This is a genomic window from Paraburkholderia sp. GAS32 (assembly GCF_050434225.1).
GTDB classification, from domain to species: domain Bacteria; phylum Pseudomonadota; class Gammaproteobacteria; order Burkholderiales; family Burkholderiaceae; genus Paraburkholderia; species Paraburkholderia madseniana.
In genome coordinates, this window is record NZ_JBNPVS010000004.1 from 176024 (window position 1) to 202336 (window position 26313).

Annotated in this window: 19 protein-coding genes and 4 pseudogenes; 12 read left to right on the top strand and 11 right to left on the bottom strand. The window is 56.0% G+C overall.

The window, feature by feature from the left end:
* The first annotated feature begins 7 nt into the window (after positions 1-7).
* From P3T25_RS06620 to P3T25_RS06650, 7 genes and pseudogenes are all read left to right on the top strand, one after another.
* Entirely contained in the window at positions 8-1243 is a 1236-nt protein-coding gene (locus P3T25_RS06620) for a glycosyltransferase (RefSeq protein WP_429357732.1), read from the top strand.
* Between the two features lie 80 nt (positions 1244-1323).
* Entirely contained in the window at positions 1324-2430 is a 1107-nt protein-coding gene (locus P3T25_RS06625) for a hypothetical protein (protein ID WP_408516577.1), read from the top strand.
* Positions 2424-3167 carry a glycosyltransferase gene (locus tag P3T25_RS06630; protein WP_429357733.1) on the top strand — a complete coding sequence of 248 codons (744 nt, stop codon included), beginning with the start codon at positions 2424-2426 and terminating at the stop codon, positions 3165-3167. The genes P3T25_RS06625 and P3T25_RS06630 overlap by 7 nt, the downstream gene beginning before the upstream one ends.
* A complete protein-coding gene (locus P3T25_RS06635; RefSeq protein WP_408516628.1) occupies positions 3167-3739 on the top strand; it encodes a putative colanic acid biosynthesis acetyltransferase in 573 nt (190 codons plus the stop codon). The genes P3T25_RS06630 and P3T25_RS06635 overlap by 1 nt, the downstream gene beginning before the upstream one ends.
* Positions 3740-4727: 988 nt before the next feature.
* Positions 4728-6731: a right-handed parallel beta-helix repeat-containing protein gene (locus P3T25_RS06640; protein WP_408516579.1), complete on the top strand. Its 2004-nt coding sequence runs from the start codon at positions 4728-4730 to the stop codon at positions 6729-6731.
* 260 nt (positions 6732-6991) lie between these two features.
* Entirely contained in the window at positions 6992-8227 is a 1236-nt protein-coding gene (locus P3T25_RS06645; protein ID WP_408516580.1) for a glycosyltransferase WbuB, read from the top strand.
* Between the two features lie 61 nt (positions 8228-8288).
* Positions 8289-8411 (top strand): annotated as a pseudogene (locus P3T25_RS06650) (UDP-glucose 6-dehydrogenase); the annotation flags it as partial.
* Between the two features lie 26 nt (positions 8412-8437).
* Here the strand turns inward: P3T25_RS06650 and P3T25_RS06655 are convergent.
* From P3T25_RS06655 to P3T25_RS06670, 4 genes and pseudogenes are all read right to left on the bottom strand, one after another.
* Positions 8438-8824, bottom strand: coding sequence for a transposase (locus tag P3T25_RS06655; protein ID WP_408516581.1), 387 nt, complete (start codon positions 8822-8824; stop codon positions 8438-8440).
* A 313-nt stretch (positions 8825-9137) separates the two neighbouring features.
* Positions 9138-10120: pseudogene (locus tag P3T25_RS06660) on the bottom strand (IS110 family transposase).
* Positions 10121-10250: 130 nt separating this feature from the next.
* Positions 10251-10334, bottom strand: a pseudogene (locus tag P3T25_RS06665) (IS6 family transposase); the annotation flags it as partial.
* A gap of 1312 nt (positions 10335-11646) precedes the next feature.
* On the bottom strand, positions 11647-13020 hold the full coding sequence (locus tag P3T25_RS06670) for a UDP-glucose dehydrogenase family protein (protein ID WP_408516582.1): 1374 nt from the start codon (positions 13018-13020) through the stop codon (positions 11647-11649).
* A gap of 700 nt (positions 13021-13720) precedes the next feature.
* Here P3T25_RS06670 and P3T25_RS06675 point away from each other — a divergent pair.
* The 4 genes from P3T25_RS06675 (at position 13721) to P3T25_RS06690 (ending at position 19219) form a co-directional block, all read left to right on the top strand.
* Positions 13721-14209: a GDP-mannose mannosyl hydrolase gene (locus P3T25_RS06675; RefSeq protein ID WP_408516583.1), complete on the top strand. Its 489-nt coding sequence runs from the start codon at positions 13721-13723 to the stop codon at positions 14207-14209.
* Between the two features lie 537 nt (positions 14210-14746).
* The gene (locus P3T25_RS06680) at positions 14747-15049 is read left to right on the top strand and encodes a hypothetical protein (RefSeq protein WP_408516584.1); all 303 of its coding nucleotides are present in this window, start codon (positions 14747-14749) and stop codon (positions 15047-15049) included.
* Positions 15050-16092: 1043 nt separating this feature from the next.
* Positions 16093-18468 (top strand): YjbH domain-containing protein, encoded by a 2376-nt coding sequence (locus tag P3T25_RS06685; RefSeq protein WP_408516585.1) that lies wholly within the window; start codon positions 16093-16095, stop codon positions 18466-18468.
* 19 nt (positions 18469-18487) lie between these two features.
* On the top strand, positions 18488-19219 hold the full coding sequence (locus tag P3T25_RS06690; RefSeq protein WP_408516586.1) for a carboxypeptidase regulatory-like domain-containing protein: 732 nt from the start codon (positions 18488-18490) through the stop codon (positions 19217-19219).
* A gap of 231 nt (positions 19220-19450) precedes the next feature.
* On the opposite strand, the gene P3T25_RS06695 is transcribed toward P3T25_RS06690, so the two are convergent.
* Both P3T25_RS06695 and P3T25_RS06700 read right to left on the bottom strand, forming a co-directional pair.
* Complete coding sequence (locus P3T25_RS06695) at positions 19451-19759, bottom strand: hypothetical protein (protein ID WP_171925641.1); 309 nt, start codon at positions 19757-19759, stop codon at positions 19451-19453.
* Between the two features lie 453 nt (positions 19760-20212).
* Positions 20213-21196 (bottom strand): GlxA family transcriptional regulator, encoded by a 984-nt coding sequence (locus tag P3T25_RS06700; protein WP_154567890.1) that lies wholly within the window; start codon positions 21194-21196, stop codon positions 20213-20215.
* Between the two features lie 1090 nt (positions 21197-22286).
* Between P3T25_RS06700 and P3T25_RS06705 the strand changes: the two genes are divergently transcribed.
* Complete coding sequence (locus P3T25_RS06705; protein ID WP_120298521.1) at positions 22287-22472, top strand: hypothetical protein; 186 nt, start codon at positions 22287-22289, stop codon at positions 22470-22472.
* 119 nt (positions 22473-22591) lie between these two features.
* Here the strand turns inward: P3T25_RS06705 and P3T25_RS06710 are convergent, their stop codons facing one another.
* The 5 genes and pseudogenes from P3T25_RS06710 to P3T25_RS06730 all read right to left on the bottom strand — a co-directional run bounded on the left by P3T25_RS06710 (position 22592) and on the right by P3T25_RS06730 (position 26172).
* Positions 22592-22789 carry a hypothetical protein gene (locus tag P3T25_RS06710; RefSeq protein WP_171925604.1) on the bottom strand — a complete coding sequence of 66 codons (198 nt, stop codon included), beginning with the start codon at positions 22787-22789 and terminating at the stop codon, positions 22592-22594.
* 290 nt (positions 22790-23079) lie between these two features.
* On the bottom strand, positions 23080-23553 hold the full coding sequence (locus P3T25_RS06715) for a LysR substrate-binding domain-containing protein (protein ID WP_408516588.1): 474 nt from the start codon (positions 23551-23553) through the stop codon (positions 23080-23082).
* A 30-nt stretch (positions 23554-23583) separates the two neighbouring features.
* Positions 23584-23652 (bottom strand): annotated as a pseudogene (locus P3T25_RS06720) (LysR family transcriptional regulator); the annotation flags it as partial.
* Between the two features lie 24 nt (positions 23653-23676).
* The gene (locus P3T25_RS06725; RefSeq protein WP_408516589.1) at positions 23677-25092 is read right to left on the bottom strand and encodes an MFS transporter; all 1416 of its coding nucleotides are present in this window, start codon (positions 25090-25092) and stop codon (positions 23677-23679) included.
* A 39-nt stretch (positions 25093-25131) separates the two neighbouring features.
* Positions 25132-26172, bottom strand: coding sequence for a porin (locus P3T25_RS06730; protein WP_429357734.1), 1041 nt, complete (start codon positions 26170-26172; stop codon positions 25132-25134).
* Positions 26173-26313: the final 141 nt, after the last annotated feature.

The window sequence follows — 26313 nt, forward strand, 5'->3', positions numbered from 1 at the left end:
ACTTACTATGAAAGCCCTGCTAGTCAATTATTCGGATCACGGTGGAGGCGCGGCTCGGGCCGGTACACGGCTATTCGACGCACTTTTGCATAGCGGTTTGGACGCACGCCTTCTCGTTCGGAAAAAGATTTCCGAACGTCCGGATATACAAGGTCCAGAAACTGACTTCGAAAGGATATATCACCTTTTACGACCGAGAGTGGGGTCAAAGGTGCAATCACTTTTCAGGACATCGAACAAGGTTCTTCATTCCTTTGGCGTATTGCCTTCTGATCTTCCAAAATATCTCAACGCGCAAGACGTTGACGTAGTGAACCTTCATTGGATCTGCAACGAAATGCTATCCATTGAAGGTTTGGGTCGAGTTCGAAAGCCGATCGTGTGGACACTACATGATATGTGGGGATTCTGTGGTGCGGAGCACTATACATCGGACGCACGTTGGAAAGATGGCTACACCAAAGCGACGCGGCACGAAAGCGAAAAAGGCTTCGATCTGAACAGGTGGGTTTGGCTAAGGAAGCAACGGAGTTGGCTTGACCCAATGACGGTTATTGCCCCGAGTAGATGGCTGGCAAGGTGCGCGCAGGAGAGCGCGTTGATGAGTAAGTGGAAAGTGCACGTGGTTCCAAACGCGATCGATACGTCGTTTTGGGCACCTGTAGACAAAGCATTTGCGAGAAAGGTTCTCAATTTACGGCCAGACGAGCGGTATGTTCTTTTTTCGTCTTTCGGGGGAACGGGTGACAGTCGAAAAGGATTTGATTTGCTGATAAAGGCTGTCAAATCTACTTCCAACCTGCGTAACGATACCAAATATCTCGTGTTGGGCGAAGACACCGGTGGAAGGGCTGAACTGTGCCGTGATCTCTCAATCACGTTCTTGGGGTATCTCAACGATGAGGTAAGTTTGAAGGTTGTCTATTCGGCGGTTGATGCAGTGGTAATTCCCTCGCGTCTGGATAATTTACCGAACATCGGGGTCGAGGCGTTGGCATGTGGAACGCCAGTGGTGGCTTTCGACGTCGGCGGTCTTTCTGACATCGTGGAGAATGGCGTGACAGGTTTTTTGGCAGAGCCGAATAACCCGGAATCACTCGGACTTGCGATTGAAGAATGCTTGGATAAGCGAAGCAATTCCGAAATTTCCGCGTGGTGTCGTGACGCTGCTGTAAGAAAATATTCTTTTTCGGTGATTGCCGAGCAATACAGAAATGTATTTCTTGATGTCGCAAAAAATTAAGGGAATCTATGTACTCTTCAGAGGCTGTCGTCAGAACGCATATCTCGGAAACACGTAGTTCAGTCGGGGGACTGGGCAGCGTGCTTGGCGTTATCGTGATTTTTTGTTTGCCTTTCGTGCACTTAGGAAGGAGCGAATTCGCTTCGGTTAGTTTCGTTCTTTTTGCGCTAGTTGCGGGATATCTGGTATTGGTACGCTTTCCGTATCTTGTGCGCGTGTTAATCGGCCCCGTCGGTATCGCCGCTGCAGCAGCAATAATTTTTTCCATATTTAGGCAGGACGATCCACTTTTCCTAACAAATCTTCGGGAGCTCGCCTCAATCGCGCTATTGGCTACTTTGGCTTCAAGTAGCTCGGGAGTCGACGAAAAGCGTGTGCGGGCATTTACGCTGGTATCGATATGCGTAGCTGCTCTGGCGGCGGTACAAACAATGGACGCATTATTTATACACTCGGGGAAGTTATTTATTCCGGGGAATTACTACAATCTGGACTATGGGACACTAGGTGCGGAATTGTATGAGCGATATGGCTCATTTAGTCGGCCATCCGCGACGTTTTCCGAGCCATCGTCACTTGGAGCGTTCGGGCTCTGCGTCTGCTTCGTTGCCGGTGTGCTTAGGAATCCTAAGCTACTGCTGATCGGAATAGTTATTACGATATTAAGTGCGTCATTGTCATCTTTGGGTTGTTTGCCGATAATTGTTTTATCGTTTTACGGCAGGCTGAATAAAATTCAACGCCTGATGGTGGGTGTGGCATGTGTACTAGGCATCAGCCTTCTTGCGGCGCGACTATCGACAGTCGTGAGTGGCGAGGACGCGTCCACCATGCAGCGCTTATATTTTCCATTTCGTGTCCTAGTAGAACATTGGAATATATTGGGATTGGATCAGCGACGGGCTCTTATGTACGCGTCATCGCTAGGCGCAGGAAAAAACATATTTGACAATTTTCTGCTCGGCAAGGCATTGCTCTCGGGCCTGTATGTGATATTTGTATTTGGTGCCTTCTTCCGGTTATTTGGCCGGAAATTTTTTATTCTGTTCTGCGCGTTCTGCATGATTAACGGAAGTCCGCTATATTATGACCGATTTGTAATGTTGTCTGCGGTCATTTTTGTCGTCGGTAGAAAAGTACTCCCTGAGAGGCGGCAAGGGCGTGCTGCCGAGGTTAGCATATGTTGATTTCTATAATTACCGTGTGCTGGAATGATGCAGCCGGTTTGCTCCGAACAATGCAATCGCTACAGGCTCAGAGTAGCCAGAGCTTTGAATGGATTGTTGTTGATGGTGACTCGACGGACGGCACGAAAGAGTTGATCGAGTCAAATCCGGGAATAAGCCGTTATATCTCTGAGCTTGATAATGGAATTTATGACGCCATGTGGAAGGGCGTAGAAATTGCCACAGGAGAATTTGTTTGGTTCTTAAATGCAGGGGATGAGCTTGATAGTGCTGACGCCGTATTCAGTGTAAAAGGAAAGTTGCGCGAAGCCGATATGTTGCTGTGCGATGCTCGATTTATGGTCGGGTCGTTGCCTATTGCTGTTCGGCGTGCACGCAATTTTTATGAATCTATTTGGCATTCGGTACCGGCAAATCAGCAAGCGACTTTGTATCGGCGTAGTCTTCTTGCGAAGGAATATTTCTTGCACCCATTTTCTATATGTGGTGATTTTTTTCTCGCAGCGCATTTGGCGCGAAAAGGCGTGAAAGTTGACTATCTCAACTCAGTTGTTGCGAAATTTTATGTGGGTGGGGTATCGACGATCAAGATTATGCCGCTGATTAGACAAGCCTACTTGATTCAACGCGATGTACTTGAATTGGGTTATTTTAGGAGGGTAATTTCGGCCAGCCGGAGATTTATAGCTTGTAGCTTTACGTTGTGCCAATACTTGAGGATGCGGAGGAACACATGATGCGGAACGCTCGGCGAGTGTCCGTGCAGGAGTTGGATCGATTTCAGTTGCCCGCGGGTTTCAGGGGGCGCAGCGCTGTGATCGTCCAGCTTTGGTGGTTAACACAGGCCACCCTGTTTCGACTTTCGCCGCAGTTTCTCTACGGGTGGCGATCTTTGTTGCTGCGGTTATTTGGCGCGCGTGTGGGCCGTGGAGTGAAGATCAGGCCTACTGCGACAGTGACCTACCCGTGGAAATGCGAGATCGGTGATTTCAGTTGGGTAGGTGACGACGTGGTGATCTATTGTCTCGCAGACGTAAAGATTGGACGTAATTCCGTCGTGTCACAGCGTAGTTACTTATGCGCAGGAGATCACGATCCAGGAAGTGTGTCGTTCGACATTCGAGGTCGCCCGATAGTGATTGAGGATGAGGCGTGGGTATGCGCAGACGTATTTGTCGCGCCAGGGGTGACAATTGCTCGAGGTGCGGTGATCGGGGCTCGCAGTTCAGTATTTAAGGACATGCCGTCTGACATGATCTGCAAGGGGCACCCATGCGTACCAATCAAGTGTCGAACTAGCGTTAGTTAGTCTGCTCTAAACAACCTACCCCGCCCCGCGAGGCTGCGGTATTTGCAGTGTGCGTCGGATTTGTCGCATGAGGAAGGCATTGCCCACGCCGGTTCGAGCGGCGCACGTGTTATGCGTGAGCTGGAGCGAGACGCCGCCCATGTAACAGACTCAGGCCGCGGAGCTCCTGTTGGAGCCGATTGGTTGCACTGATCCTGGGGAAGCTGCGGCTTCTCTTGCGGCTTGATGCAGAGAAAGAATTTACCAAGGTGTCCTGTAGATTGGGTGAGCGTCACCGCCGGCATCGAGAGTACCGGTAGGCGACTTGCGGGTGGTCTGAACTGTTCCTGCGTGACCGACCCGTTTTTGTTTTGACTTGGGGGATTGGCTCAAATCGGTTCCAAGCGTGTCGGAAGACGAATCGCCTCCGGATCGTTGCGAGCTAAGAGAGAGCCCTTGCCCCATAGGAAGGGGGGAGTCATCAGTGACGCGGTCCTCCGGCGGGATGAAGGGAACCGAGGGGGCTCCAAGGTAGGAAGTATCAGCATCAATATAGTCCGGGGGGGCGCCCAGAATGTCGCCGCCTATACCATTCAGGTCCAAGTTCTGCTTGTTGGCTTTTGACTTCAACGACCCGTATTGCGATCCTGACGACTTAGATGTTCCGTGTGCGGGCGTTGTTTGCGAACCGGCCTTAGCCGAGACAGATTGAGCGGCGCCTGGTACAGAGACGACCGCAAGTAGGAGCGAAAGTGTAATGGTCGGATTGAAGATAATTTGCATAGAGTCCTCACTGGGCGTTCCTGCCCTCACAATGTGCTTGGTTACCATCGTCTCGCATCCCAGTCAATCTGTCTAGGTATCCTTAGTGATAATGCCCGTGATTGCCAGTAGATCGATCAGCGAAGTTCGAAATTTGCCTCAAATCAACCGCGTCGTTGGCATCCGCCGCGCACGGACCGCACTGGCGTGCTGAAAATTAATAGGACTGCTACGAAAGGAAATGAATATGAATCAACCAAAGACAGGGCTCCTGCGATTCGGGTTAGCGATAGCTACGTTGGTATCTATCGGCCACGTGAATCAAGCAGAAGCTATGACGGTTCGTGTGATGGCGACACCCGTTGCGCAGGGGCGAGGGGAGGGAGGTTCGCCGGTTGTCCATGATCTACCCGCCGCAATTGAGGTATTGAAGATTTACAAAAAGGAGCACCCTGCGTCGACCGAGCCGCTTGAAATCGAATTGTATCCGGGCGTGTACCGCGTTAGCAATCCTATTGATATTCCGGGAGAACTTTCCGGTACTTCCAAGGCTCCATTGAGGATATACGCCAAAAAAAGGGGGACGGTCTGGGTTAGTGGTGGCGTCGCGCTTGAAAATCCGTTGCCACTTTCAGACGCCGAAAAAGCGCGCTTTCCTTCGTCGGGCGCGGATCGAATGGTGAAGTACGACCTTCGGGCTGCTGGTGTTAATGTCCAAGGGCCATTCAATCACGGGACAGAGAGGAATTCAGAAGGTGCCTATTCAGCATTATATGTCGATCACGCGCCAATGCAAATTGCGAGGTGGCCTAGGGACGGATTTCTGAAAATCGTGGCAGCGTATCCGATGCAAGTTCGCCTGGATCGACCTTTGCCGAAAGATCTTTCGGCGCAGTCGGACCTGTGGGCTATAGGATATTGGTCGAATGACTATTCAATGGAATCCCTACAGGTTCACTCGTCAAGCGAGTCCGTAGATACTCTTGATATATTGACTTATCCTCGACGACCTGTAAAAAATGGGCAGCGAATTTATTTCGAAAATGTCGCTGCTGGAGTGATGTCGCGGGGTAATTGGTATTTGGATAGCTCCGCTGGGATGATTTATCTTTTGCCGAAAGATGCGAATAGAAAACAGATCGTTGAGGTTGCCAATACAGATCACTTGCTTACCATCGCCGGTGGGAGTGGCATCAATATTACTGGCGTGAATTTTGAGCTTTCGCGCGGGACTGCAATTGATATTCGAGATGCGGACCACGTCAAGCTTGAGAATTGTGAAATTCGTAATATAGGTTTATTGGCTGTAAAGTTCACTGGGAAAAATGGTGGTGTGTATAACTGCTCTATCCATGATGCCGGCAGCGGTGGTGTGGATATCGAAGGTGGGGACCGCGCAACCCTCACGTCGGGAAATCTTGGAGTATTTAATAGCAAAATATACCGGTACAGTCAGTTTGACTGGACCTATCGGCCAGCAATTTCCACGAGTGGCGTGGGTAATGCTGCATCGGGAAATGAGATATATGACGCGCAGCATGTTGCAATTATATTGCACGGAAATGATCATGTGCTGGAATATAACCATATACATGATGTTGACAAGGATGTGAGTGATGCTGGTGCGATATATTTCGGGCGCGATTGGACCGAGCGGGGGAATGTTATAAGGTACAATTTTATTGATAATATATCACCGTCAAATGGCCGGTTGATATATGGTGTGTATTTGGATGATCAGGCTAGTGGTGCGAAAATATACGGTAACGTATTTTCGAATGTTGGTACCGGGGTTTTTATTGGCGGAGGGCGTGACAATCAGGTTAAGGATAATGTGTTTGTGGATACGCCGGTAGCTATCCTTGCGGATGACCGAGGAATGACATGGCAGACCAGTTCGGTAACTGACGCTAACAGTGAGCTAAGAAGGCGATACGCGTCCGTATTGCATGCGCCAGTTGCGTTCGAAAAGTATTCGCATTTGAAACAATTGCTTTCGGACGATCCGGGTGCGCCGAAATATAACGTCGTACGTAGAAATGTAATGATCAGAACCCTGTGCGCGAAACAGAATGGGCAAAGTGTGCTGGAAAATTCTAGCTGGTTTGATTACTCAGATAACATCTGTGATAGTAATGTCCAATTGTTTCGTGACCTTGAAAGCCCGGCTGCACTCGATTTTCGGTCGCTCAACAAACTGGGTTTGTTGCCGCCAGGATTCGTCCGGCCCCCACTGACACAAATGAAATGACGGAACTGAAATGGCGCGGGGCCGCAATTTGGCGCCAAACACCTTTGTCGTCGCGGTCGACGGTGGCGATCTAGGCAGGGAAATTTGCGGACAATGTGAACATTTTGGCGTTATCCATCCGCCTCAGCAGCGCGCCCGACTGGCAGCGGCGACGATTGGCGGACTGCGCCAATATCGTGGCGGGTCGTTGAGATGCACATCGTGCAAGATGCAATCGTTATGCACTGCAGCATTTTGTAGCGAAGTCGCGCTGGAGCCCAATGAAGATTCTCCTATATGGCATCAACTACGCGCCGGAGTTAACCGGGATCGGCAAATACACCGCCGAGATGGCGGAGACGCTCGCCGCGGCCGGTCACCAGGTGCGCGTCGTGTGTGCGCCACCGTACTACCCCGAATGGCGTGTCGCCAAGGGATTTGCCGCATTCCGCTACGCGAATGAGCGGCGCAACGGTGTGCATATCTGGCGTACGCCGCTATGGGTACCCGCGCAGCCGAAGGGTGCGCAGCGCATCGCCCATTTGGCGAGTTTTGCGTTGTCAAGCCTTCCGATACTGTTGCGTCATGCGTTCTGGCGGCCGGATGTGGTCATCTGCATCGCACCGAGCTTGATGAATGCGCCCACCGGCTGGTTGGTTGCCAGACTGACTGGCGCGTATGCGTGGTTGCATATTCAGGACTACGAGGTAGACGCCGCGTTTAGTCTTGGCATGCTGAAAGGCTCGCTGTTAAAGCGTACGGCACTAGCGTTGGAGCGAGTGCTGCTCAAACGCTTCGATACTGTTTCTACGATCTCAGGAAAGATGGTTGAACACGCGCTACGCAAAGGGGTCGAGCAAAGTAAGGTTGTGCGCTTCTCGAACTGGGCGGACACCGAGTCGATCTATCCGCTTGGACGACGCAGCCGGCTTAGGGACGAACTGAATATCCCTGACGCCGCAACAGTGGTCCTTTACTCGGGAAACATGGGCGCGAAACAGGGCCTCGAAGTGCTCGCGGCGGCCGCGATTGGGTTTGCCCAGCGCGACGACGTAGTCTTTGTTTTCTGCGGCAACGGCCCGGCGCGGGAGGCCATCGCAGCGATATGCGGCAATTTGCGCAACTGTCGCTTCATTGACCTGCAGCCGCTTGACCGACTGAACGAACTGTTGAACCTGGCGGACATTCATGTGTTGCCCCAGCGCGCCGACGCGGCGGATCTGGTGATGCCATCAAAGCTGACTGGCATGCTCGCAAGCGGCCGGGCCGTTATCGCCATGGCCAGCCCCGGCACCGAGTTGTACGAGGCCGTCTCCCCTCGTGGCGTGGTGGTGCAGCCGGGAGACGCGAACCTGTTGGTCTCGGCGATCGAAAGGCTGGCCAGCAACGCGGTCGAGCGAGCGCGTCTGGGGAAGGCGGCCCGCGAATTCGCCCAGAAAGTGCTCTCGCGCGACGCCGTCCTGCGCGAGTTCGAGGCGAAGTTATGCGCGCTGCGCGCCGGCACTTCTGACACTTAGGCATCTGGCGCGGCGTTCGGATTTCTGAAATCGCAAGCGTCTTCTCATTACAAAGGGCAACATGAAGATCACCATTATCGGCACCGGCTACGTTGGTCTGGTCACTGGCGCATGTCTTGCGGAAATTGGTAACGACGTCTTTCGTCTTGACGTTGATCAACGCAAAATCGACATCCTTACTGACCGGTGGATCAAATAGTACGTAGTTTATCAAGTGGTGTAACGAACATGCTTCTCCTTGAACAGGTTGCGAATTACGTGAGGTTCCTTCTGCTGGCGATGCAGGTGCCGGCGAACGGTGCCGATCATTTCCGCCTTACTGGTCGGGCGGCTTTTCCCGAGCGCGTTGGTCTTCACGTCCTGATTGAGCAGCTCGTCCGGGTTCAGTTCGGGACAGTACCCCGGCAGCCGGATCAGGCGCAGGCGCTCAGTGTTCTCGGCAACGAAACGCTTGACATAATTCCCTCGGATATAGGATTCGCGAAAGGTTTTGTCGTAGTAAGGAATGCGGTGTACACGAGATCGATATGAATAGTAGTGGTTATATTGGAAAGTCGTAGAATAGGTCAGCGACCGACGGATGGGTTCCGCGAGCACGCTTCATCTGTCTTTTGGCGATCATGTGCATGTATATGATCGCCCCCCATTTGCGAAGCAATTCCGCCTGTTTTGACGTACAGGATCGGCTGCGGCTGTATATACGGTCTTACTGCAGCCGATACGGACGCAGCGGGCCAATATGAAATTCGCTGACTCGCACCTCATTGACCTCACGAGCTGGTAGCTCTTATGCACATTCAGGTTTAGCGAGTCCCGGTCCAACCTGTCTTGTCATCACATTCGATTTCCAACGCAACTTTTCGACGTGTCATCCTGTGTAGATTTAAATCCTCAAGGCGCGGCTAACTGTTCAGACTGGCTTCGCATTCAAGTACCCCTTCTGGTAGGGCCGTTCATGGGCGAGGATTGCCCAGATCGTCCGCGCCATCTTGTTGGCAAGCGCCACAGTCACGACGTTCGGCGGGCGCCGCTTGCTGATCTGTTCGATCCACGGGCCAGGCTCTCGGGCATGCGCAGATACGTGTCGCCGCGCCTGCTGATGCCGAGTAGCGTCACCTTGCCTCCCGAGCCCGTTTGCTTTGCCACAAGACCGATCCAGGCCGCAAACTCGCGGCCCGATCTGAACGACTTCGCATCGCCCATCGTCGCCACTGCGGCTGTCGCCGTCAGCACACCAACGCCCGGGATCTCGGTAATCGCCTTGACCGCCTTGTCCTCCAGCATCCACTGGCGCAGCCGCCGCTCGATCACGACGATCTGCTCATCGAGCTTTGTCAACCCGTTCCACTGCTCGCGCAACGTATCGACCAGCACTGCCGGCAGATGATCCGAGACTCTGGCCAGCACCGCAGGTGTCGCCTTGTCCAGCGGAGCGCGGCCCTTGCCCATCACTTCGCCGTATTCGGTCAACAGTCCGCGCAAGCTGTTGATCTACATCGTACGGAACTTCACCAGTTGCTGGCGCATCCGGTGCAGCGCCAGCACTGCCTGCTGCGCTTCGTTTTTTACTGCCACTGCGTTGCCTGGCTGCTGCACGGCCAGCCAGATCGCCCGGGCGTCCGCTGCATCGCTCTTGTTGCGGATGTTGAACGCCTTGACGAATTCGGCCGGCATCAGCTTCACCTCGTTCCCCAGCTTCGTGAGCTGCCGTGCCCAGTGTTGTGAACCGCCACACGCCTCCATCCCGATCAGGCAGGGTGTACGGTTCGCGAAGTACTCAAGAAACTTCGCTCGTTTGATCGACCCGTTCACGATCTCGCCAGTTTCCTCATCAACGTAGTGCACCTGAAACACGCTTTTGGCGATATCGATCCCTACTGGCGTAGGCTTCATGTCGGATGCTCCAGTTGCCTGTCAAGAACTACATGATCTTCCGTCTGGGTACTCTGGTGCCGTCGGCTCATGACGGTCCGCCTTCCTACATCGTCGCCGCTGCTCACGGGTGGGAGGCGTTCTTTTCATTGACTTCGATGCCGCCCAGCAGAATCCGAGCGCAGCGAAAAGTCTTGAACCCCTGCATGGGGCGCGTGCGGCGGGCGCTTGATCGCGCTATGGTCCTGGTGGGGTAGCTGCAGCGCATTGCTGCGCTGTTGACCCTTAAGAATCGTACGTGCGCTTTTAGGAGCATACGGCTCAAGCCTCTACAAAGGCATCTGTCGACACCCCGTAGCACAACTTCATTTTCCGGCATATTGCGGATTGCTATGGCGAGTGAGATGGTGCATCTGAGGTTGCTGGCTGCATCCGTCCCGCCGTCAGTTTGCTTCGCAATATGCGTAACACCCCAGCGGGTGTTTGTTGTGATGGGCTGCTGACAGTTGGAGCACATGCCATCTTGCCTTGACCAGACACGGTACAGCTTACGGCGACCGCGCGCCGAGTTCAGCATCTTCCTGCCCCATCGGGATTCGAAGTACGGCACCCATTGCGGATCGTGCGGATTGGCGCCCGCTTTGATCTTGATATGCAGGGAATGGTCGCGAAGGCAGTAGCTAATGGTTACACGATGAATGGCAATCAAGGAAGGCTACCATGGCGGCTGATAGAGGCTTGCGGCCGTATCTCCGCCGTCAGGTGAATCAGATCACGTAACAAAAGACGACTCGGGCGCCGCCATCGAAGACCCGAACATATCGCTGTTGCTCGACTGACCGCGGCGTACGCCTCCAGCATTCCGCCGCAATGTCCCCTTCCCAGCGGAAGCCCTCTCATTGCTGCCCGCTTCAGGCGACGATAAACCTTCAGGCGACGACAAACCCTCAATCGACGCGAGCCCGTAGCTCGTCAAATGACGCGCCCCATGCATTTTTTCAGACTGGCTTCCAAAGCGTGCTGAGCAGCTATCCTCGAAATTTTTGGGCGCGCCGTACGGGAAGCTAATGCGCGCACCCTGCGACGGCTTTGTATTACGCGTTTGGTCATCGCGTACGGAAGTTTGACTCCGGGTTGAACTCGAGGTGTCATTACCTGAGAGGTCGTTCATCTCGTAGTCCGGAGGCGATCCAAGCAGGGGGCTCAAGGACGATTCTGAGCCAGTCTGCCCACCGCGCTGCGGATCGCCGCTTGAATATTGGGCTCGCATTGAGTTAGGGTTACTTTGCGCGTGCGCCGATGAGCAGGCGATGGCAGCCACCGCAGCCGCTACCGTTGCAATTGGTCTAACTTTCATAAAGCAGATATTCATATGCGAGTCAAAGTACTGACGCCGCTCACCAGCACCAGCGTCGCGCCAAAGCAGATCGAATCTGCCCACGCGAACTTGCAGTCGGTTCGTACCTGTGTACGTACAGACCCGCGCGATGCGGTGGAGCAGCGCAAACGCGTTGAGCCTGATACGAATCCGAATCGTGACCACTGCGTTACCGGGAAGTAGAGTGGGCCGCATCGCGGCCGATCGTATAGTACGTCCAGCCGCTATCCCTCATCACACTGGGGTCATACAGGTTGCGTCCGTCGAACACGACCGTCTCGTTGAGCGCTTCTTTAACCTGCTCGAAATCGGGGCTGCGGAACTCCTTCCATTCGGTCAGGATCACCAGCGCGTCGGCGTTTCGGAGCGCCACGTCGCGCTCTTTCGCAAAGGTCACACACTCGTAATGGTCGGGACCGAGGTCTTCCGCCAGGCGCCGCCGGGCTTCGTCGAGCGCAACAGGATCGTACACGCTGACCGACGCGCCAGCGCGAATCAATGCCGCAATCAGTTGCCGGCTGGTTGCCGCTCGCATATCGTCGGTGTTCGGCTTGAAAGCGAGGCCCCAAATGGCAAAGTGCTTGCCATTAAGTGCGTTGTTGAAGTGCTGTTTGATCTTGTCGAACAGCACCGTCTTTTGCAGGGTGTTCACATACTCGACCGAAGCGAGGACGTTCAGCTCCATGCCGTGTTCGTTGGCGGTGTGCATTAACGCCTGCACGTCCTTTGGAAAGCAGGAGCCACCGTAGCCGCACCCGGCGTAGAGGAAGCTGTAACCGATCCGTGGATCAGAACCAATGCCACGCCGGACGTGTTCGATATCCGCGCCAACGCGGTCCGCCAGGTTCGCGAGTTCATTGATGAAGGATATCCGTGTGGCGAGCATTGCATTGGCCGCGTACTTGGTGAACTCGGCCGATCGCACGTCCATGCACAGGGTGCGTTGATGATTGCGGTTAAACGGTGCATAGAGTTGCTCCATCAGGCTCTTCGCGCGCAACCCCGGGACGTCGGAATCGTATCCCAATACGATACGATCAGGTCGCATGAAGTCCTCGACCGCAGCGCCTTCTTTGAGAAACTCCGGGTTTGAGACCACAGCGAACTGTGCGTCTTGGCCGCGTGCCGCCAATTCCTCCAAGATCGCATCACGCACCTTGTCCGCGGTACCCACCGGTACGGTCGACTTATCTACAACGACCTTGAATGAGTCCATGTGCCGGCCGATGCTACGCGCGGCAGCAAGCACGTACTTCAAGTCTGCTGAGCCGTCCTCATCGGGTGGGGTTCCGACCGCGATGAACTGGATATCGCCGTGTGCGACCCCTTTGGCGACATCGGTGGAAAACGTCAGGCGACCGGCATCGCGATTGCGTGCGATCACTTCCGATAGACCGGGTTCGTAGATGGGTACACCACCGTTGTTGAGCTCTTCAATCTTCGCGGCATCGACATCGAGACACAGCACATCATTACCCAACTCCGCGAGGCATGCTCCGGTGACAAGACCGACATAACCTGTTCCGACGATAGTGACTTTCATGGATTATGGTGCGCGTAGAAAGTGGAAATATTCTGCGAGTCGGCACGCAAATGCACGCCTGATCGGCTTGTCCGAAGGCGTAACGGTCCGACGAGCTCGCATCTTTACTCAACGAAACCTGTTTCGGGAATATCTGGCGCAAGGCGACAAGGTAATTTCTCTTTCCGTCAAGGTTTGATCGGCATGGCGAGCTTGGCGGATGCGCAGCGAGAGTGTCCGCTTCGCTAGTAGGGAGCTGACGGTTGGGAGATTCTGGTGAATGAAGGGTGGTTTGCAGCGGTGGTGTCTCTATACGGAAGCGCCACTCTCTCTTTCACGACGCTGTTGCATTGCTGGTCAACAGTTCGCATATCAAGCATATCCGACGTTCTTTCGCGCACTTCTATGAGACTGCACGTGACATTCACCGCATAGCGCGGCGTCGAGTTTCATTACGTGAGTAGCGTAGCGCTGCATTGACGAGATAAGTGACGAGAAGACGGCGGATAAGGTCCCAAGATTGTCGGACAGGGCCCAATCTTGCAACGTACCCTTGCTGGGATACGCACGGCTCCGGTAGCGCGAAAGTACGCGTACGATGGCTATCTCAAAGACATACCGGCACGGGGCACGCGCATTGATCAATGCTTTTTTCCCGCAATCTGTGATGGCTTTCTCACACGTAACAACGTTCTTTTCGATCATTTCCTGCTGAATGACCATGCTTCCAATCCATATGTACTTGAATGTCGTTGATGCAACACCACTGGTAGCCATCGACCTTATCATCGAGAACGAGATGGGCGATTATCTTCTCGGGCGCCGCGTCAACAAACCCGCTCAAGGTTTCTGGTTTGTCCCGGGCGGTCGCATTCGCAAGAACGAGCGCCTTGACGACGCCTTTCACCGGATCGCAAGCGAGGAACTTGGTCGAGCCGACCTCAGACGGGCCGACGCCGACCTTCTTGGCGTGTACGAACATCTGTACGAGGACAATTTTAGTGGTCAATCCGGCATCTCGACTCATTACGTTGTACTCGGGTACAAGCTGCGGGGCACTATTGAACTTGCGAGCCTGCCCGACCTGCAACACACGGCGTACCGTTGGGCCACGAAAGAAGAGATCACGACCGATGCGGAGGTTCATCTGAACACGAAAGCTTATTTCGGTGGTCCCGCGCTACGGTGCGGAGGTCGTTTTTCAGTATGACATGGACGCCCTCCCCGAACCCGGGGCCGACTGTTTCGCCAAGCGCGAATACGTTGGCAAAATGGTTAGCCCGCGCATGCACGCGGCGGAGGATTAAAGAATTATCGTGTCCGTTAACGTCAGAGGTTGGTTGGTATCTGCCAACCTGTCTCCACGCACGCCGGTGCTCACTCATACTTCCATTGCTTGTTGGTCTCGGTGAGTACTTCCGCACCTTTTAAACCTCGTGTTTCCCACCAATTCAATACGTGAGCGCTTGTTTTGATTCTTCGAGATGTCGGGTGGGGACGGACAGCACGCCTCGTGAAATACGTGTGTGGTCAGGCGTTGGAATTGGCGCGCACTGGAACTCGCAATAGCGTTAGTGGCCGGTGGACCGGTGACGTGGCCCACTTCAACGGACGGCGCGGCGAACCCCTGGCGCCGGTCGTCAAGGAATGACACGACCACCATAAAGGGTTGAGCGTACTGATAGCGCACAGGACTCACAAGCGCTGGATTAATTGGAAACGGGGTTGGTAAGCGGGAGAATGATCGGTGACGGAGAATGAAATCATCCAGGAGTCGGCCGCGCTGCGTGGTCAAGGCAAGTATCGGGAAGCGATCGACCTCATCGAGGCGAGCCTTCCGAACATTGAGGGGAACATCCGACTCAATGCCCAACTCGAGGCATTCCGGGCCGCAGTAGAAGCCGGGGATGCCGAAACGGCGCACGAGTATGCGATAACGATCGCGGCCGAAGAACCGGGTCGGCCGAGCATCCTAACCGTTGCTCTGACCAACGGCGTATTAATGTGGCCGATCAGACCGGAAACGGTGGCACGGGGCGGCCACGCTTAAGTGAACCGCAGCGCGGCGCGTCATGGCAGCGGACGCTAGACGGCTGCGCGGCGTCTCACCGCGCAGTGCGCGAGATGAAAAGTGACGGCTTGCGCTGCATTTTATTCCCGGCAGCGGGACGTCGTCGCCGCCGTCGGTATTCCTGTCCGACACCTACTTGCTCGCTTAGCCGCATGGCTTGGCCGTCGACTGATCGTAAGGGGATCATCTGCCATGAGAGAGGGCAGGGGCAGCTTGAAGCGCTCGCAATCGCGTACGTGATGGCAAGGAAATAAAAAGAAGCCCGCCGGACGAGGTGCCGGCGGGCAAAAAGAATCGAGGAGTGTCGTCGGACCGGGATGACCCCTCGAATCGGCCAGTCGCTAGTATCGAGCGGTAAGAATGGCGCGGCGCACAAATGGCGGTGATAGTTAAGATTTTGTCCGAATCGGGCATTCGCTGCTATTACTCAGGCTGAGGGCAAGGCATGGATCCAATCTCGAAGACCCACATCCGATCCCGCGGCATAGAGTTGAAAAATGGAGTATTCCGCCAACATGTTAGCTTTTTCCGTCAGCGGCATTCTGCCATACAGCAATCTGGATATGATGCACTGCAATCTAAATAGACTTTTCTCTGCGCTGTAACGAATCTTGGAAGTCGCTGTGTCAGGCAGTTCAATATTCTTTGCTGCCCAACGTCAAATTGGCAATTTTGGTTGATAGTAAATTGGCACATCGTATTGAAATAAATCACTAGGATCGTCGTAATTAATTCGGCATGCTTATTTATTGCATCGGCAAGTTAGCCTGATATACGAGGGAGATTTTTCTAACCCGATCCAGTTATGGGGTTTCGTGAAAGCGCGTGGCATGAAAAGAGAGGCATCGTCCAGAATTAGCGAGAAACAACACGAGGCGGCTGAACTGGACGTGGGCGTGACGTATCAGCGAGTGGACTGGTGATGAATACGTCGAGTATTAAACATCAAGATAGGCTGATAATCGCTGCGATCGCGACGGGTTGGTCCACAGCAACGCGAACTGATACAAAAAATTAAAAATATGACTCAAAATTTGCGCGGACAACAACCCCGATCGGCGCCGAGCGCGCTGACGCTTGCTGCAGCCTTAGCGTTCTCCGCTTCGGCGCACGCGGCCGACCCTGCGCTCAATGCACTCGGTCAGGCTGGTGGTTTGGTGATTCCGTATGCGTTTGCACTGCCCGAAGGGACGGTGGAGGCGCAGTACAACAACTACATCGATCCGCGCTACGGGAAGAAAGCGACGGGCGCGCAAATGTATTGGGGCGCGGTGGGGTTGCTGCCTTATGTGGAGTTCTCTGGCGGGCTCGCCAATTACCCGGCTGATGTCCACGCGCCATTCAGCGGCGCCGACCACTTCCTGTTTCGTCACCTGATGGGCGACGTCAAGATCGAAGTGCCGAAGTTCTTCAAGTATCAACCGAGCATTGCGTTCGGCATTAGCGACATTGGCGGCCAGACGCATTTCTTCCGTTCGAAGTACGGCGTGGTGTCGCAAGCATTTGGACCGGTGACGTTGACCGCCGGTTACGGACAGGGCGATCGCCTCGATGGTCTGTTCGGCGGCGCGCAGGTATCGCTGTGGAACACGGGCTTGTCGCTGCTTGCAGAAGACGATTCGAAGACGCCTTATGCCGGCGTGCGCTATCAGTCTCCGCGGATTAGCTGGCTCGCCGATGCGAACGTGATTGGCACGTTCATGCGTTCGATCCGTTCGACGGATGGTGTGTCGCCGCGCACGTCGTTCTCGGTGGGCATTCAGATTCCGCTGGGCAAACGCTTTAGCAGTGCGCGGTGTGCAGACGGTTTGTGCGAGGGCCCACAGGTGCCGGTCACCCAGACTGCGGACGCCGACGATGACGGCCCCATCCGTCTCGCCAGCCTGCAACCGGTGGACATGCGTGCCGCCACAGCGAACAACAACCCGCTGGCTGCGGCACCGATTACGTATGTGCCGCCGCTGCAGTCGTATGCGTCTGTGATGCTGAGTGATGTGACGGCCAAATCGTCGGACGCGCAGTCGCCCGCTATTCCGGAAGCGCTGGACACCTCCGCGCTCGACGAAATCGCCGCGCAACTCTTTGCCGCCGGCCTCGAGCGTGTGCGCGTCGGGATGAGCGGTCGCGATCTGGTTGTTGAGTACGAGAACCACCGCTACAACCAGAACGAAGCCGACGCGCTCGGCATTGTGCTTGGCGTGGCAAGCGTGAATGCGCCGCACGGGACGGACAAGATTCATGTGGTGATCAAGAAGGCCAATGAGCCGTTAGGCGAAGTCATTGTCGATCGCGATGCGTTTGCGCAGTTCGTTGCGGGTGGCGCGCCGACGGCCGCAAGCGCATCAATGACGATGCGCACGCGTCCGACTTACGACGCGGATTCGATCGCATGGCATGGCAACGAGCACACGCATGGGCTGACGCGGATTCAGATCGAACCGATCGTCAGTTACCTGTACGGCACCGAGTACGGCAACTTCGACATTTCGCTCGGCGCCAACATTGAAGGGTTCGTGCCGCTGTGGCGCGGCGCGGAGCTGTACGCGAGTTACATCGCACCGATCTACAACACGAAGAACATGGACGACGGCCGTGTGTTCAGCAATTACCGCCTGCGCGGCGGCCTGAATGCAGTCGCATTGGCACAAAGCTTCTGGATCATTCCGCAAGTGTTCAACGTGGCGTCGGTCGGCAAGTTTGATTACTCGTATGTGGGTGTGCAAAACGAAACAACGGTGTTCGTGCCGGGCCGTCCCGACCTGATTCGCTTGCGGCTTGCCTATTTGCACCATGAGCCGGGTCATGACGAATTGCCGGGTGTGAAGAATGCCGAGCTGACTTACCGCTGGGTGCAGCCGTCCTGGAAGCTGTGGATCGAAGCGGGCGTGGCGCGCTTTGTGGGTGGAGACAAGGGACCGGTCGCGACGCTGACGCGCTGGTTCGACGACGTTTCGGTGAGCGTGCACGGCGAACATAGCGGGCAGGGCACGTTTGTGGGCGCCGCAATCAGCTTCCCGCTGACGTTGCGTCAGGGCATGAAGCCGGGGATCAGTCAGGTGTATGGCTCGGAACAGTTCCAGCTCGACTTCCGCACGCGAGTCGGGTCGACGAATTATCTGTCGGCCAATGCGGCCGAGAACATGATCTTCCCGTACAGCACGCAGCAGTTCTTGCTGAATCAGGGCCGCTTTAGCGGCGAGTACTTCTCGACCCAGCTTTACCGGATGCGTGATGCGTACCTGCGTTATGGGCGCCCCGGTAGTGGCGAAACGAAGCCGAAGCCGCAAGCGGGTGTACCGGCTGTATCGACGGGCGCGGCGCTTTCACATGGCGTCTGCGGAAACGGTTTGCAGGGTGTAAGCGACGGACGGGCGCTGGTGCCGGTCAATTGTGAATGACTTTCTTTGGAGATAGGCGATGAAGCTTCTAAACGGCGCCACGCTGCGCACGCTGCAGTTCGGATCGATAGTGCTTGCGACCAGTGCGCTGGTCGCATGCGGTGGCAGCGGCGACTCGCCGGGCGCGACGGTGAGCGGTACGGCCGCGGTGGGTGCAGCAATGGTAAACGCAAGCATTGTCCTGACTTGCAAGAACGGCACGGGTAGTGCGACGGCTAACGCAAGCGGCGCGTATTCGGCGACCTTCAAGTTTGACGGACCGTGTGCGATTACGGCGACCGGCGGCGCGGTCACGATTCATTCGTTTGCGGCCGGCGCGGGTACCTACAATGTGACTCCCTTGACCGAATTGCTTTTGAGCTATCTGGCCGGGCAGCTTGGAACCACGGTTAGCGGGCTGCTGTCGGGAATCTCGAGCAACGCAACATTTCAGAGCGCGCTGTCCAACAGCACGGTGATCGCGAACGCAGAGGCGGCCATCGCCCAGTTGATCAAGACCCGGTACGGGATCACGCTTTCGTCATCTTCGTTCTTGACGGTTTCGTTCACGCCAGGGCAGCCCGGCGCGGATGCGGATTTGGACACTTTGCTGACCGCTGGCGCGATTACCGCGAATGGTCAGCCAGCGGCGTCGTTGACAGCCGCTGCGACAGCGGCGGGGGCGGCAGCTCCGATCTCCGGCGGGGGTAACAGCGGTGGAGCAACCGGTGGAACGGGCGGCACCGGTGGCACGGGAACCACAACGAAATAGCTTTCACGCGCGGAAGCAGAGAATCGGGCCGCCGGACCGGTTCAGGTCCTCAACGGAACTGGGCCGGCCGCTCGCTAAAGAACCTTTGTCCAATACGAAATCGCTCTAACAAGCCTGGAGGGTATTTGAGGCTTCGTATCGCGATGGTCTGGATTGGATAATGAGGGTCTTTGCGATTCTGCCGCCAATATCCATGAACGGAACTACAAGGGCTTGAGACGTGAAAGGCAACTATTCGTAGCCGAGCCTATGACTCAGAATGGGCGCGAAAAAGAGTGCTATCGCAGAGCCCGCTGCCTTACCCTCGAGCACCGCGGCCGCAGCAGCGGCCTGCATTCCGTACAGGTGCGTGGATAGATCAAATAGCTGAGGTAGGCAGTAGAACGCTGCGATCACAATGCAATAACCTTGCATGACCGATATGCGCCAGCCTTTCTCGAAAGCGACAGCAGCGGCGACAACGCGCAGAACGCCGAATAATACAAGCGCACCCACAGCAGCCTGTTCGCGGAGCAAATACTCTGGAATAAACTCGCCCATAACTTCCCGTTCACCTGGAACGTTAAACCACCAGAACCATCTGAAATTGAAAGCCGCCAATTCGAACGTTACCATCGAATGCCGGCCGCTCAGGACAATCGGTCTTCGGAATTCAGAAACGAGTTGACCGGTTTTGATGTTATCGAAACCGTCCCGGGACAATGAAAGCACGGCTGAATAAACCACTATATTGGCCGATATAGTCAAGCGCTACGTTCAGTAAAACGGGCGCGCGTTATCCATGCGCGGTCCTGCTTTTCAATATCCACGGTCGTGTTGGCTGTGTCTGCTTTGACTGTCAACGCGACTGCGAAGGGACTCATTCGTCTCGGCAGACTGTCACGGGTAGTAATCGGGGAGGGCAATCTGTGGCGTCCGCTTGGAGTAGGGGCTGCCGCGGTACTCCCCGGATTGGGCTCGTGCCGTTGATCCGGCACCTGTGCTTGAGGCCTTCTACAGTGCCACTTCGTTGCGCATCCGATAGTCCGTCGGTGTCGTCGCCAGATATTTTCTGAAGAGTTTCGACAACTGCCCACCGCTGCTGATACCACAGCGGCGCGCGATCTTGTCGACTGGCAAACGCGATTCAATGAGCATCCGACAACTCATGTTTAATCGTGCACGAAGTAGATAGTCGGAGGGCGTCATGCCGATCTCGCTCTTGAAGCGGCGCAGGAAGTTGCGCTCGCTCATCGCCGCGACCTGCGCAGCATCGTCGATTGAGATGGGACGATCGACGTTCGCTTCCAGCCAGCGTGCCGACGCCAGGATCTTCTCGCTGATCTGCGGCGCCGCGTTTAGCGTGACCGACGACGTGAAAGGTGTATTGGGTTGTGGCGCGATCGACTCTGCAACCTGCTGCGCCAAATCGGCCCCGAGATCCTCCTCGACGATGCGTAACGCCGTGGATACGGCGCCCGGCGCTTCCGTCAGCGACTTCGCCGGATACAGGCCGTGCGCTTCGTTGCCGCCATAGAGAAGCGGGCAGTAGCGACTGGGCAGCCCGGCCGCTTGCAGCAGCAACAGGCCCTCTGCGATCGGATGCACGATCTCGCTGAACGGGTGCCTACGGCGTAGCCAGTTGCTCAGCCGCTCGTCGCGGCATGCCTGCTGTACGCCCGCACCGCCGGCGATGAACAACAGATGTGTCTGGTTCGTGCCTCGGTGCGACTGGACGTCGTCGGTCCAGACAAATACCGATGACGAACTGGCGATGCGCCCACCCGCGGCGGAAAGTAGCGAGACGTCGTAGCGTGCACTGCCAGATCGCTGCGCGGCGACGAGCGAGTTTGCCTTCTGGAAGATTTCGATGATTGCTGCGACCGTAGGCAGTGCAAATCCGTTGAACAGCGCAATGTCGATGCGAGTCAAAGCGTTCGTTTGCATCGGCACGGCACTTTGCCGCGAGATGCGCGGCAGAGTATGTACCAAATCCATTTAGTTTTCCCCGGAAATATGTGGTCTGCAAAGTCTTCTCCCCAAGACTCTGTCTTTTTCTTATTGGAGCATCCTATACATATGGTTCTCTTACCAGTATTTAATGGCCGAATTAGCCAACACATTGGCTGTTGCGGACACTGAGAAGCGGGATAGCGGGCAGTCTTGCTGGGCTTATGATTCTACCCGCGAACTGGCAAAATTTCGAATGCCCAGTGCGTCTCTCAAAAAAATTGAGACGGAATGTATAGCGCATCCTTTTTATATTTATATGTGGTAACGAATAATTGTTTGTCAATATCGCTGAATTGACCATTGCAAGCGAAACATCTCGTAAGTAATTCAATTTGGAGCTATGTTGACCCAACCTAGTGCATTCGCTATGTCGCGTCGCAGGCTTTCACAAAACGCCACTGCCGACGCCGGGAAAGTAGACGCCTCAGGCCATTCGCGGGGCGACGTCCAGCTGCTTGGTCTTTTCGGACAGAAGTTTTCCGATAAACGCCTCAAAACGGTGCGACACACGGGAAGATGTAAAATTTCGCTCGGCTGCTCAGAATCCGCGCTTGCAAAGGCGCGCCACGCGTATCGTTGCCCAGCTACGCCGTAGGGCAGCGACCGTGTGCCGATTTCGAAGGTACTGCATCACGATACATCCAGGAATAGGGTGCATCAGCACGTTAACTCAATGCGATACCTCGCGAGCCGACTCTACTTTGCCGTCACGCCGGAATCTAACGATCAGGGTTCGTGGGACTCGGCGTCGTTCGGGCCACGGGCTTTGAACGTGCCGATCGCCTTGCGGATTGCTCAATACTCTGGAGCAACACCAGCGGCCGAATGGTGGCTTTTTGGGCGTATGTGGTCTGCTGCTGGTCAGCAGGCGTTCGTCTGCGATGCGCCCGGATTTTCACGAAAGGCGTTTCCCGCCGACTTGCGCATGGGGAACGCTTGTGCCATGTGACGTGTGATGTTTAACTCGTTTACCTCACTGGCATCGTTGCGGGCGGGGGGGCGGGGGATAAAAAATTTTTAGCAAACGATTGCGCGTGAGCCTAAATAAGCTCTGCGCGCGACCGTTAACGGGTTCATGCACAAACAAGACATTCAGACAATTGTCTCCGCAGCTCGCGAAACGGCCGATTCTATCGTCGGTGCGCGCGAGTGGAAGACGGCCGAAGATGCCAGCGCGATGCGCGATGTGATCTTTTGGGACATGCTTGCCAAGCGACTCCCTAACACGAACATCGCCGATTTGCTGTCAATGTTCGATTAGATGGCGGCGTCGGCGCGGTTCAGGCGCGGCATTTCCACCGCTCGCGGCACAGTCGGCCGCATGGCGTGATTGTGGACGTATCCGATGTCCGTCAATTGGCGTCTGAAGCTTTACGACAACTACTGGTCACCAAGACCCACCAGGGAAAAGATCTTGACGACTGATCCTGGTTTCGGTTGACGCTCACCCTGTTGCTGAATGAAGACTTGCATGGCGCGCGTCATCTCCTGGCCTGAAAGCTTGCGATAGGCGCAAATGTTGTACGTGACGCCGTGCTGCCGGTCTTTGATGAAATTGTCTACGTTCGGTAGCTGCATGCTTCCCTCGACAACGTCGTGCGATTCTCCCGCAGGAACTGATCATCCTTCGTCTATGGCCGTGGACGGCAGTCTCATACCGCCTGGTATAGAAGAGGTCCACGAAAAAGAACCTGCCGCCCGACGGAGCGGCAGGCTAAAAGTTCGAGGGGTGGGGTTCGCTTGAGAGAAGCGCCCCCTCGAAAGACCGAAGCTGAGTTTAGTCGTTCGAAGCAGACGGTGGAGGTACGCGGCGGATGGCGTCATGCTCTTGACGGAACAGGACATGAAAAAGGGCTCATCCCGGTCCTTTACTCCGCCGGCGAATGATTGACACTGATGCCCATGGCGCGACGCCTGCCCGGTACGAAATTCACTATTGCGGCAACCGCGGTGGCAACGAGTCCTAGCGTACACACGCCATACCATCCATGCGCCGCCCACACGAGCGTTGCCAGCCGGGTCAGTAGCGCTCCGCCCGTAAAAAGCCCGAGGATCCAGGCGGAGATCGCCGGCCCGACCTTGACCGCAACCATGTCACGCTCGACGAGGTCGCCAAAGCGGATGCCGGCATCGAAGCCGCGCCCGACAATGTCGACAAGCGAGTTCTCGACGCTGATATCGATGCGGATCTCCGGGTAGCGATCGAGAAAACGCCGCAAAACAGGCTGCATGACGATCATGTGCCCGGCACGCGCGACGTTGATGCGCAGCAAGCCGGCAGGAAGTTCAGCAATGGCGCCTAACTCGTCCGAAGCCTGCACGAGCTCCCGTACTGCCGGCATTATTCGCTCGAAGAAAATCTCGCCTGTCTCTGTCAGGCTAACGCCTCGGGTATTGCGGTTGAACAGCGCAAGCCCGACACGGCGCTCAAGATTCCGGATCGTCCCGCTGCTACCGGCACCGCGTTATCTTTGCTCCCCGGCCGGAATTCGCGTGCGTTGCTGGAGCAGCGCGCCGCTCAGCAGTGCGAGTGCGGCGATGGCGCCCGGCACGAGTCCGGACAGAAAGATCTGCCTGGCATTCCAGTGCTGCGCGAGCATCAGGGTGCCGGCGACCGGACCGAGGATCGATCCGATACGGCCGACGCTCAGCGCACACCCGACCCCCGTCGCCCTCATCGAGACAGGATAGATTTCCGCCGCGAGCGAATTGAGGCCCGCCTGTGCGCCCTGTACGGCACAGCCTGCGCCCAGCGTACAGGCCAGAATGAGCGTGCTGTCGAGGGGCAGCAGTACCAGCATCGCAACAAATGCCATGTAAAGGATGAATTCTGTAAAGAGCACTGGTGTCACGCCGAACCGGTTCATCAATTTGCCCTGCGCGATCGATCCGATGATGCCGCCGACGCTGAATGCCGTAATTGCCTCGATCCCGATCGACACATTCTGCCCGTTCAAAACAAGCACGGCGGGAAGCCAACTGATCGAGAAATACAGAACCATCAGGTTGAGGAAATAGGGGATCCACAACAGGATTGTGGTGGGCGCGCGGCCGTCCGTGAACAATTGCCGGATCGTTGCGCCACCTGGACCGCGGACGGTGTCGACAAAGGCGACGGCGTTCGAGTCAAGATCCGGAGCGATCCGTCGCATGATTGCATTGACGCGCAGGTTCGCATCGCCGCGACAGATGAGGTAGCGCACCGACTCGGGCATCCATGCCGCCAGCGCCGCTGCGATGATCAGCGGCAGGCCTCCGCCCACATAGAACACGGCATGCCACCCGAAGTGGGGCAACAATGCCGCACTGACCAGCCCGCCTAACACCGCGCCGGCCGGCATGCCGCAAAAGAGCAGTGTCACGGAGATTCTTGCGAGGCGGCGGGGCGAGAACTCGGACGCGATGGCGACGATGTTCGGCATGGCACCGCCCAGGCCGACACCGGTCAGGAACCGGACGACCAGCAGTTGTGGCAGTGTCGTCGCGTAAGCGGTGAGGAGTGCAAATGCGCCGAACGAAAGTGTGGACGCGATCAGAATCTTTTTCCGGCCGTAACGGTCGGCGAGCGTGCCGCATACGACCGCGCCCATCATCAGGCCGACGAGTCCCGCTGTGAATACCGGTCCGAACTGGTGCAGCGGAATGTGCAGGTCGGCGGAGATGGCGGGAGCAAGGAAGCCGATGGTCTGCGTGTCGAACCCGTCCAGTACTGCGACCAGCATGCATAAGGCCACGGTAAAGCGTTGCAGGGCCGACATGGGGTGCGCGTCGATGACGTCGCCCACGAGCGCTTCGCGCCTGCCGCCGCTCGCGAGTGGCCGGTCTGATTGTCCAGATTTGCCGCGGCCGGCGGCATCCAGTGTGACGTGAGCGATACGCATGAAATTTCCTCGCATTTAATCCGTGATGGATTGACCAACCTAGAACGTGTGGCGGATACCTGCCTGGAAGCCGAGCTCGCTGCCACCGGCAAGCGGCACATTGCGCGTGATGGGCACGGCGCCGCCAAGGGAAAACACGCCGCCGTTGCTGTTGCTGACGTAAGCGAGCGTGCTGAACAGGAGCGTGCGCTTCGATAGCGCATAGGTTCCGATTGCGCTTGCCTGCCATGCCCGCGGGGCGTTTGCGCCGCTGACATCAATCCATCCCCATCCCGCGCCGATTGCCAGATCCGGCGTGATGCGCCAGTCGCCTGAGAGCGAGTAGATGCTGGCATACACGCCGCGTACGTTGGCCGGCGCATTGGCGCCGGGGTTGTCACCACGGTAGTAAGACAGGTAGATGCGGCCGTGGCCGTAGTCGTAGTTCGCGGCGGCGAAGGTTGATTTGACCGAGAACGACGCGTTCTGGCTTTTCTGTTCGGCGTAGTTCAGACCGAAATACCAGGGGCCGCGCGAATAATCGATCATCGCGACATAGACGTTGTTGCCGGTGTGCGGCGACGCCTGTCCGCCAAGCGACACGAGTCCCTGCACCTTGAAGCCATAGAGATTCGGGGAGATATAGCTGAGCGAGTTGTCGTAGCGGATGCCGAGGCTTGACGAGTTGTTGATGATCGAACCGTAGGTTGCCCCGTAGAAAGCATCGAGTTGCGCCAGCATGATGTACTGCGGTGAGTTTTGCCGCCCCGCGCGCACTTCGCCGAACGGGCCGGAAAGACCCACCCAGGCTTGCCGGCTGAATGCGCGTGTGGGATCGGCAGCCGAACCCTGCGAAAGCGAGAAGCCATTCTCGAGCACCGCGTTGACGTGGTAGCCCGCACCAATATCTTCCACGATCCGCAGGCCCAGACGACTTTGCTGATACCCGCCGCTGTCAATACTGACTGCCGTTCCCTTACCGGTGGCATGGGTCACGCCAAGATACGAATCGACGATGCCGTATAGCGTGACCGAGCTTTGCGCGTACGCGCTTGTGGCGCTTGTGCATAAGAGTGCGGCCGCCAGCCATGCTGCTTTCATCTATCTGTCTCCTTCATGTTGTTGTGTCATCCAGTCGTTCGCCGGTGTGTTGGCATCCGCGCAATGGCGTGAATATTGACCCTATACCGATACAAACATAACTATCGTTAACGCTTAATTATCGAAATACGATAAATTTGT

Coding starts and splice junctions, on each gene's coding strand:
- P3T25_RS06730 (WP_429357734.1), bottom strand. CDS start 26,172: ATGAAAGCAGCATGGCTGGCGGCCGCACTCTTATGCACAAGCGCCACA.
- P3T25_RS06715 (WP_408516588.1), bottom strand. CDS start 23,553: ATGCCGGCAGTACGGGAGCTCGTGCAGGCTTCGGACGAGTTAGGCGCC.
- P3T25_RS06725 (WP_408516589.1), bottom strand. CDS start 25,092: ATGCGTATCGCTCACGTCACACTGGATGCCGCCGGCCGCGGCAAATCT.
- P3T25_RS06705 (WP_120298521.1), top strand. CDS start 22,287: ATGCACAAACAAGACATTCAGACAATTGTCTCCGCAGCTCGCGAAACG.
- P3T25_RS06640 (WP_408516579.1), top strand. CDS start 4,728: ATGAATCAACCAAAGACAGGGCTCCTGCGATTCGGGTTAGCGATAGCT.
- P3T25_RS06675 (WP_408516583.1), top strand. CDS start 13,721: ATGCTTCCAATCCATATGTACTTGAATGTCGTTGATGCAACACCACTG.
- P3T25_RS06700 (WP_154567890.1), bottom strand. CDS start 21,196: ATGGATTTGGTACATACTCTGCCGCGCATCTCGCGGCAAAGTGCCGTG.
- P3T25_RS06710 (WP_171925604.1), bottom strand. CDS start 22,789: ATGCAGCTACCGAACGTAGACAATTTCATCAAAGACCGGCAGCACGGC.
- P3T25_RS06695 (WP_171925641.1), bottom strand. CDS start 19,759: ATGGGCGAGTTTATTCCAGAGTATTTGCTCCGCGAACAGGCTGCTGTG.
- P3T25_RS06635 (WP_408516628.1), top strand. CDS start 3,167: ATGCGGAACGCTCGGCGAGTGTCCGTGCAGGAGTTGGATCGATTTCAG.
- P3T25_RS06670 (WP_408516582.1), bottom strand. CDS start 13,020: ATGAAAGTCACTATCGTCGGAACAGGTTATGTCGGTCTTGTCACCGGA.
- P3T25_RS06620 (WP_429357732.1), top strand. CDS start 8: ATGAAAGCCCTGCTAGTCAATTATTCGGATCACGGTGGAGGCGCGGCT.
- P3T25_RS06685 (WP_408516585.1), top strand. CDS start 16,093: ATGACTCAAAATTTGCGCGGACAACAACCCCGATCGGCGCCGAGCGCG.
- P3T25_RS06630 (WP_429357733.1), top strand. CDS start 2,424: ATGTTGATTTCTATAATTACCGTGTGCTGGAATGATGCAGCCGGTTTG.
- P3T25_RS06690 (WP_408516586.1), top strand. CDS start 18,488: ATGAAGCTTCTAAACGGCGCCACGCTGCGCACGCTGCAGTTCGGATCG.
- P3T25_RS06645 (WP_408516580.1), top strand. CDS start 6,992: ATGAAGATTCTCCTATATGGCATCAACTACGCGCCGGAGTTAACCGGG.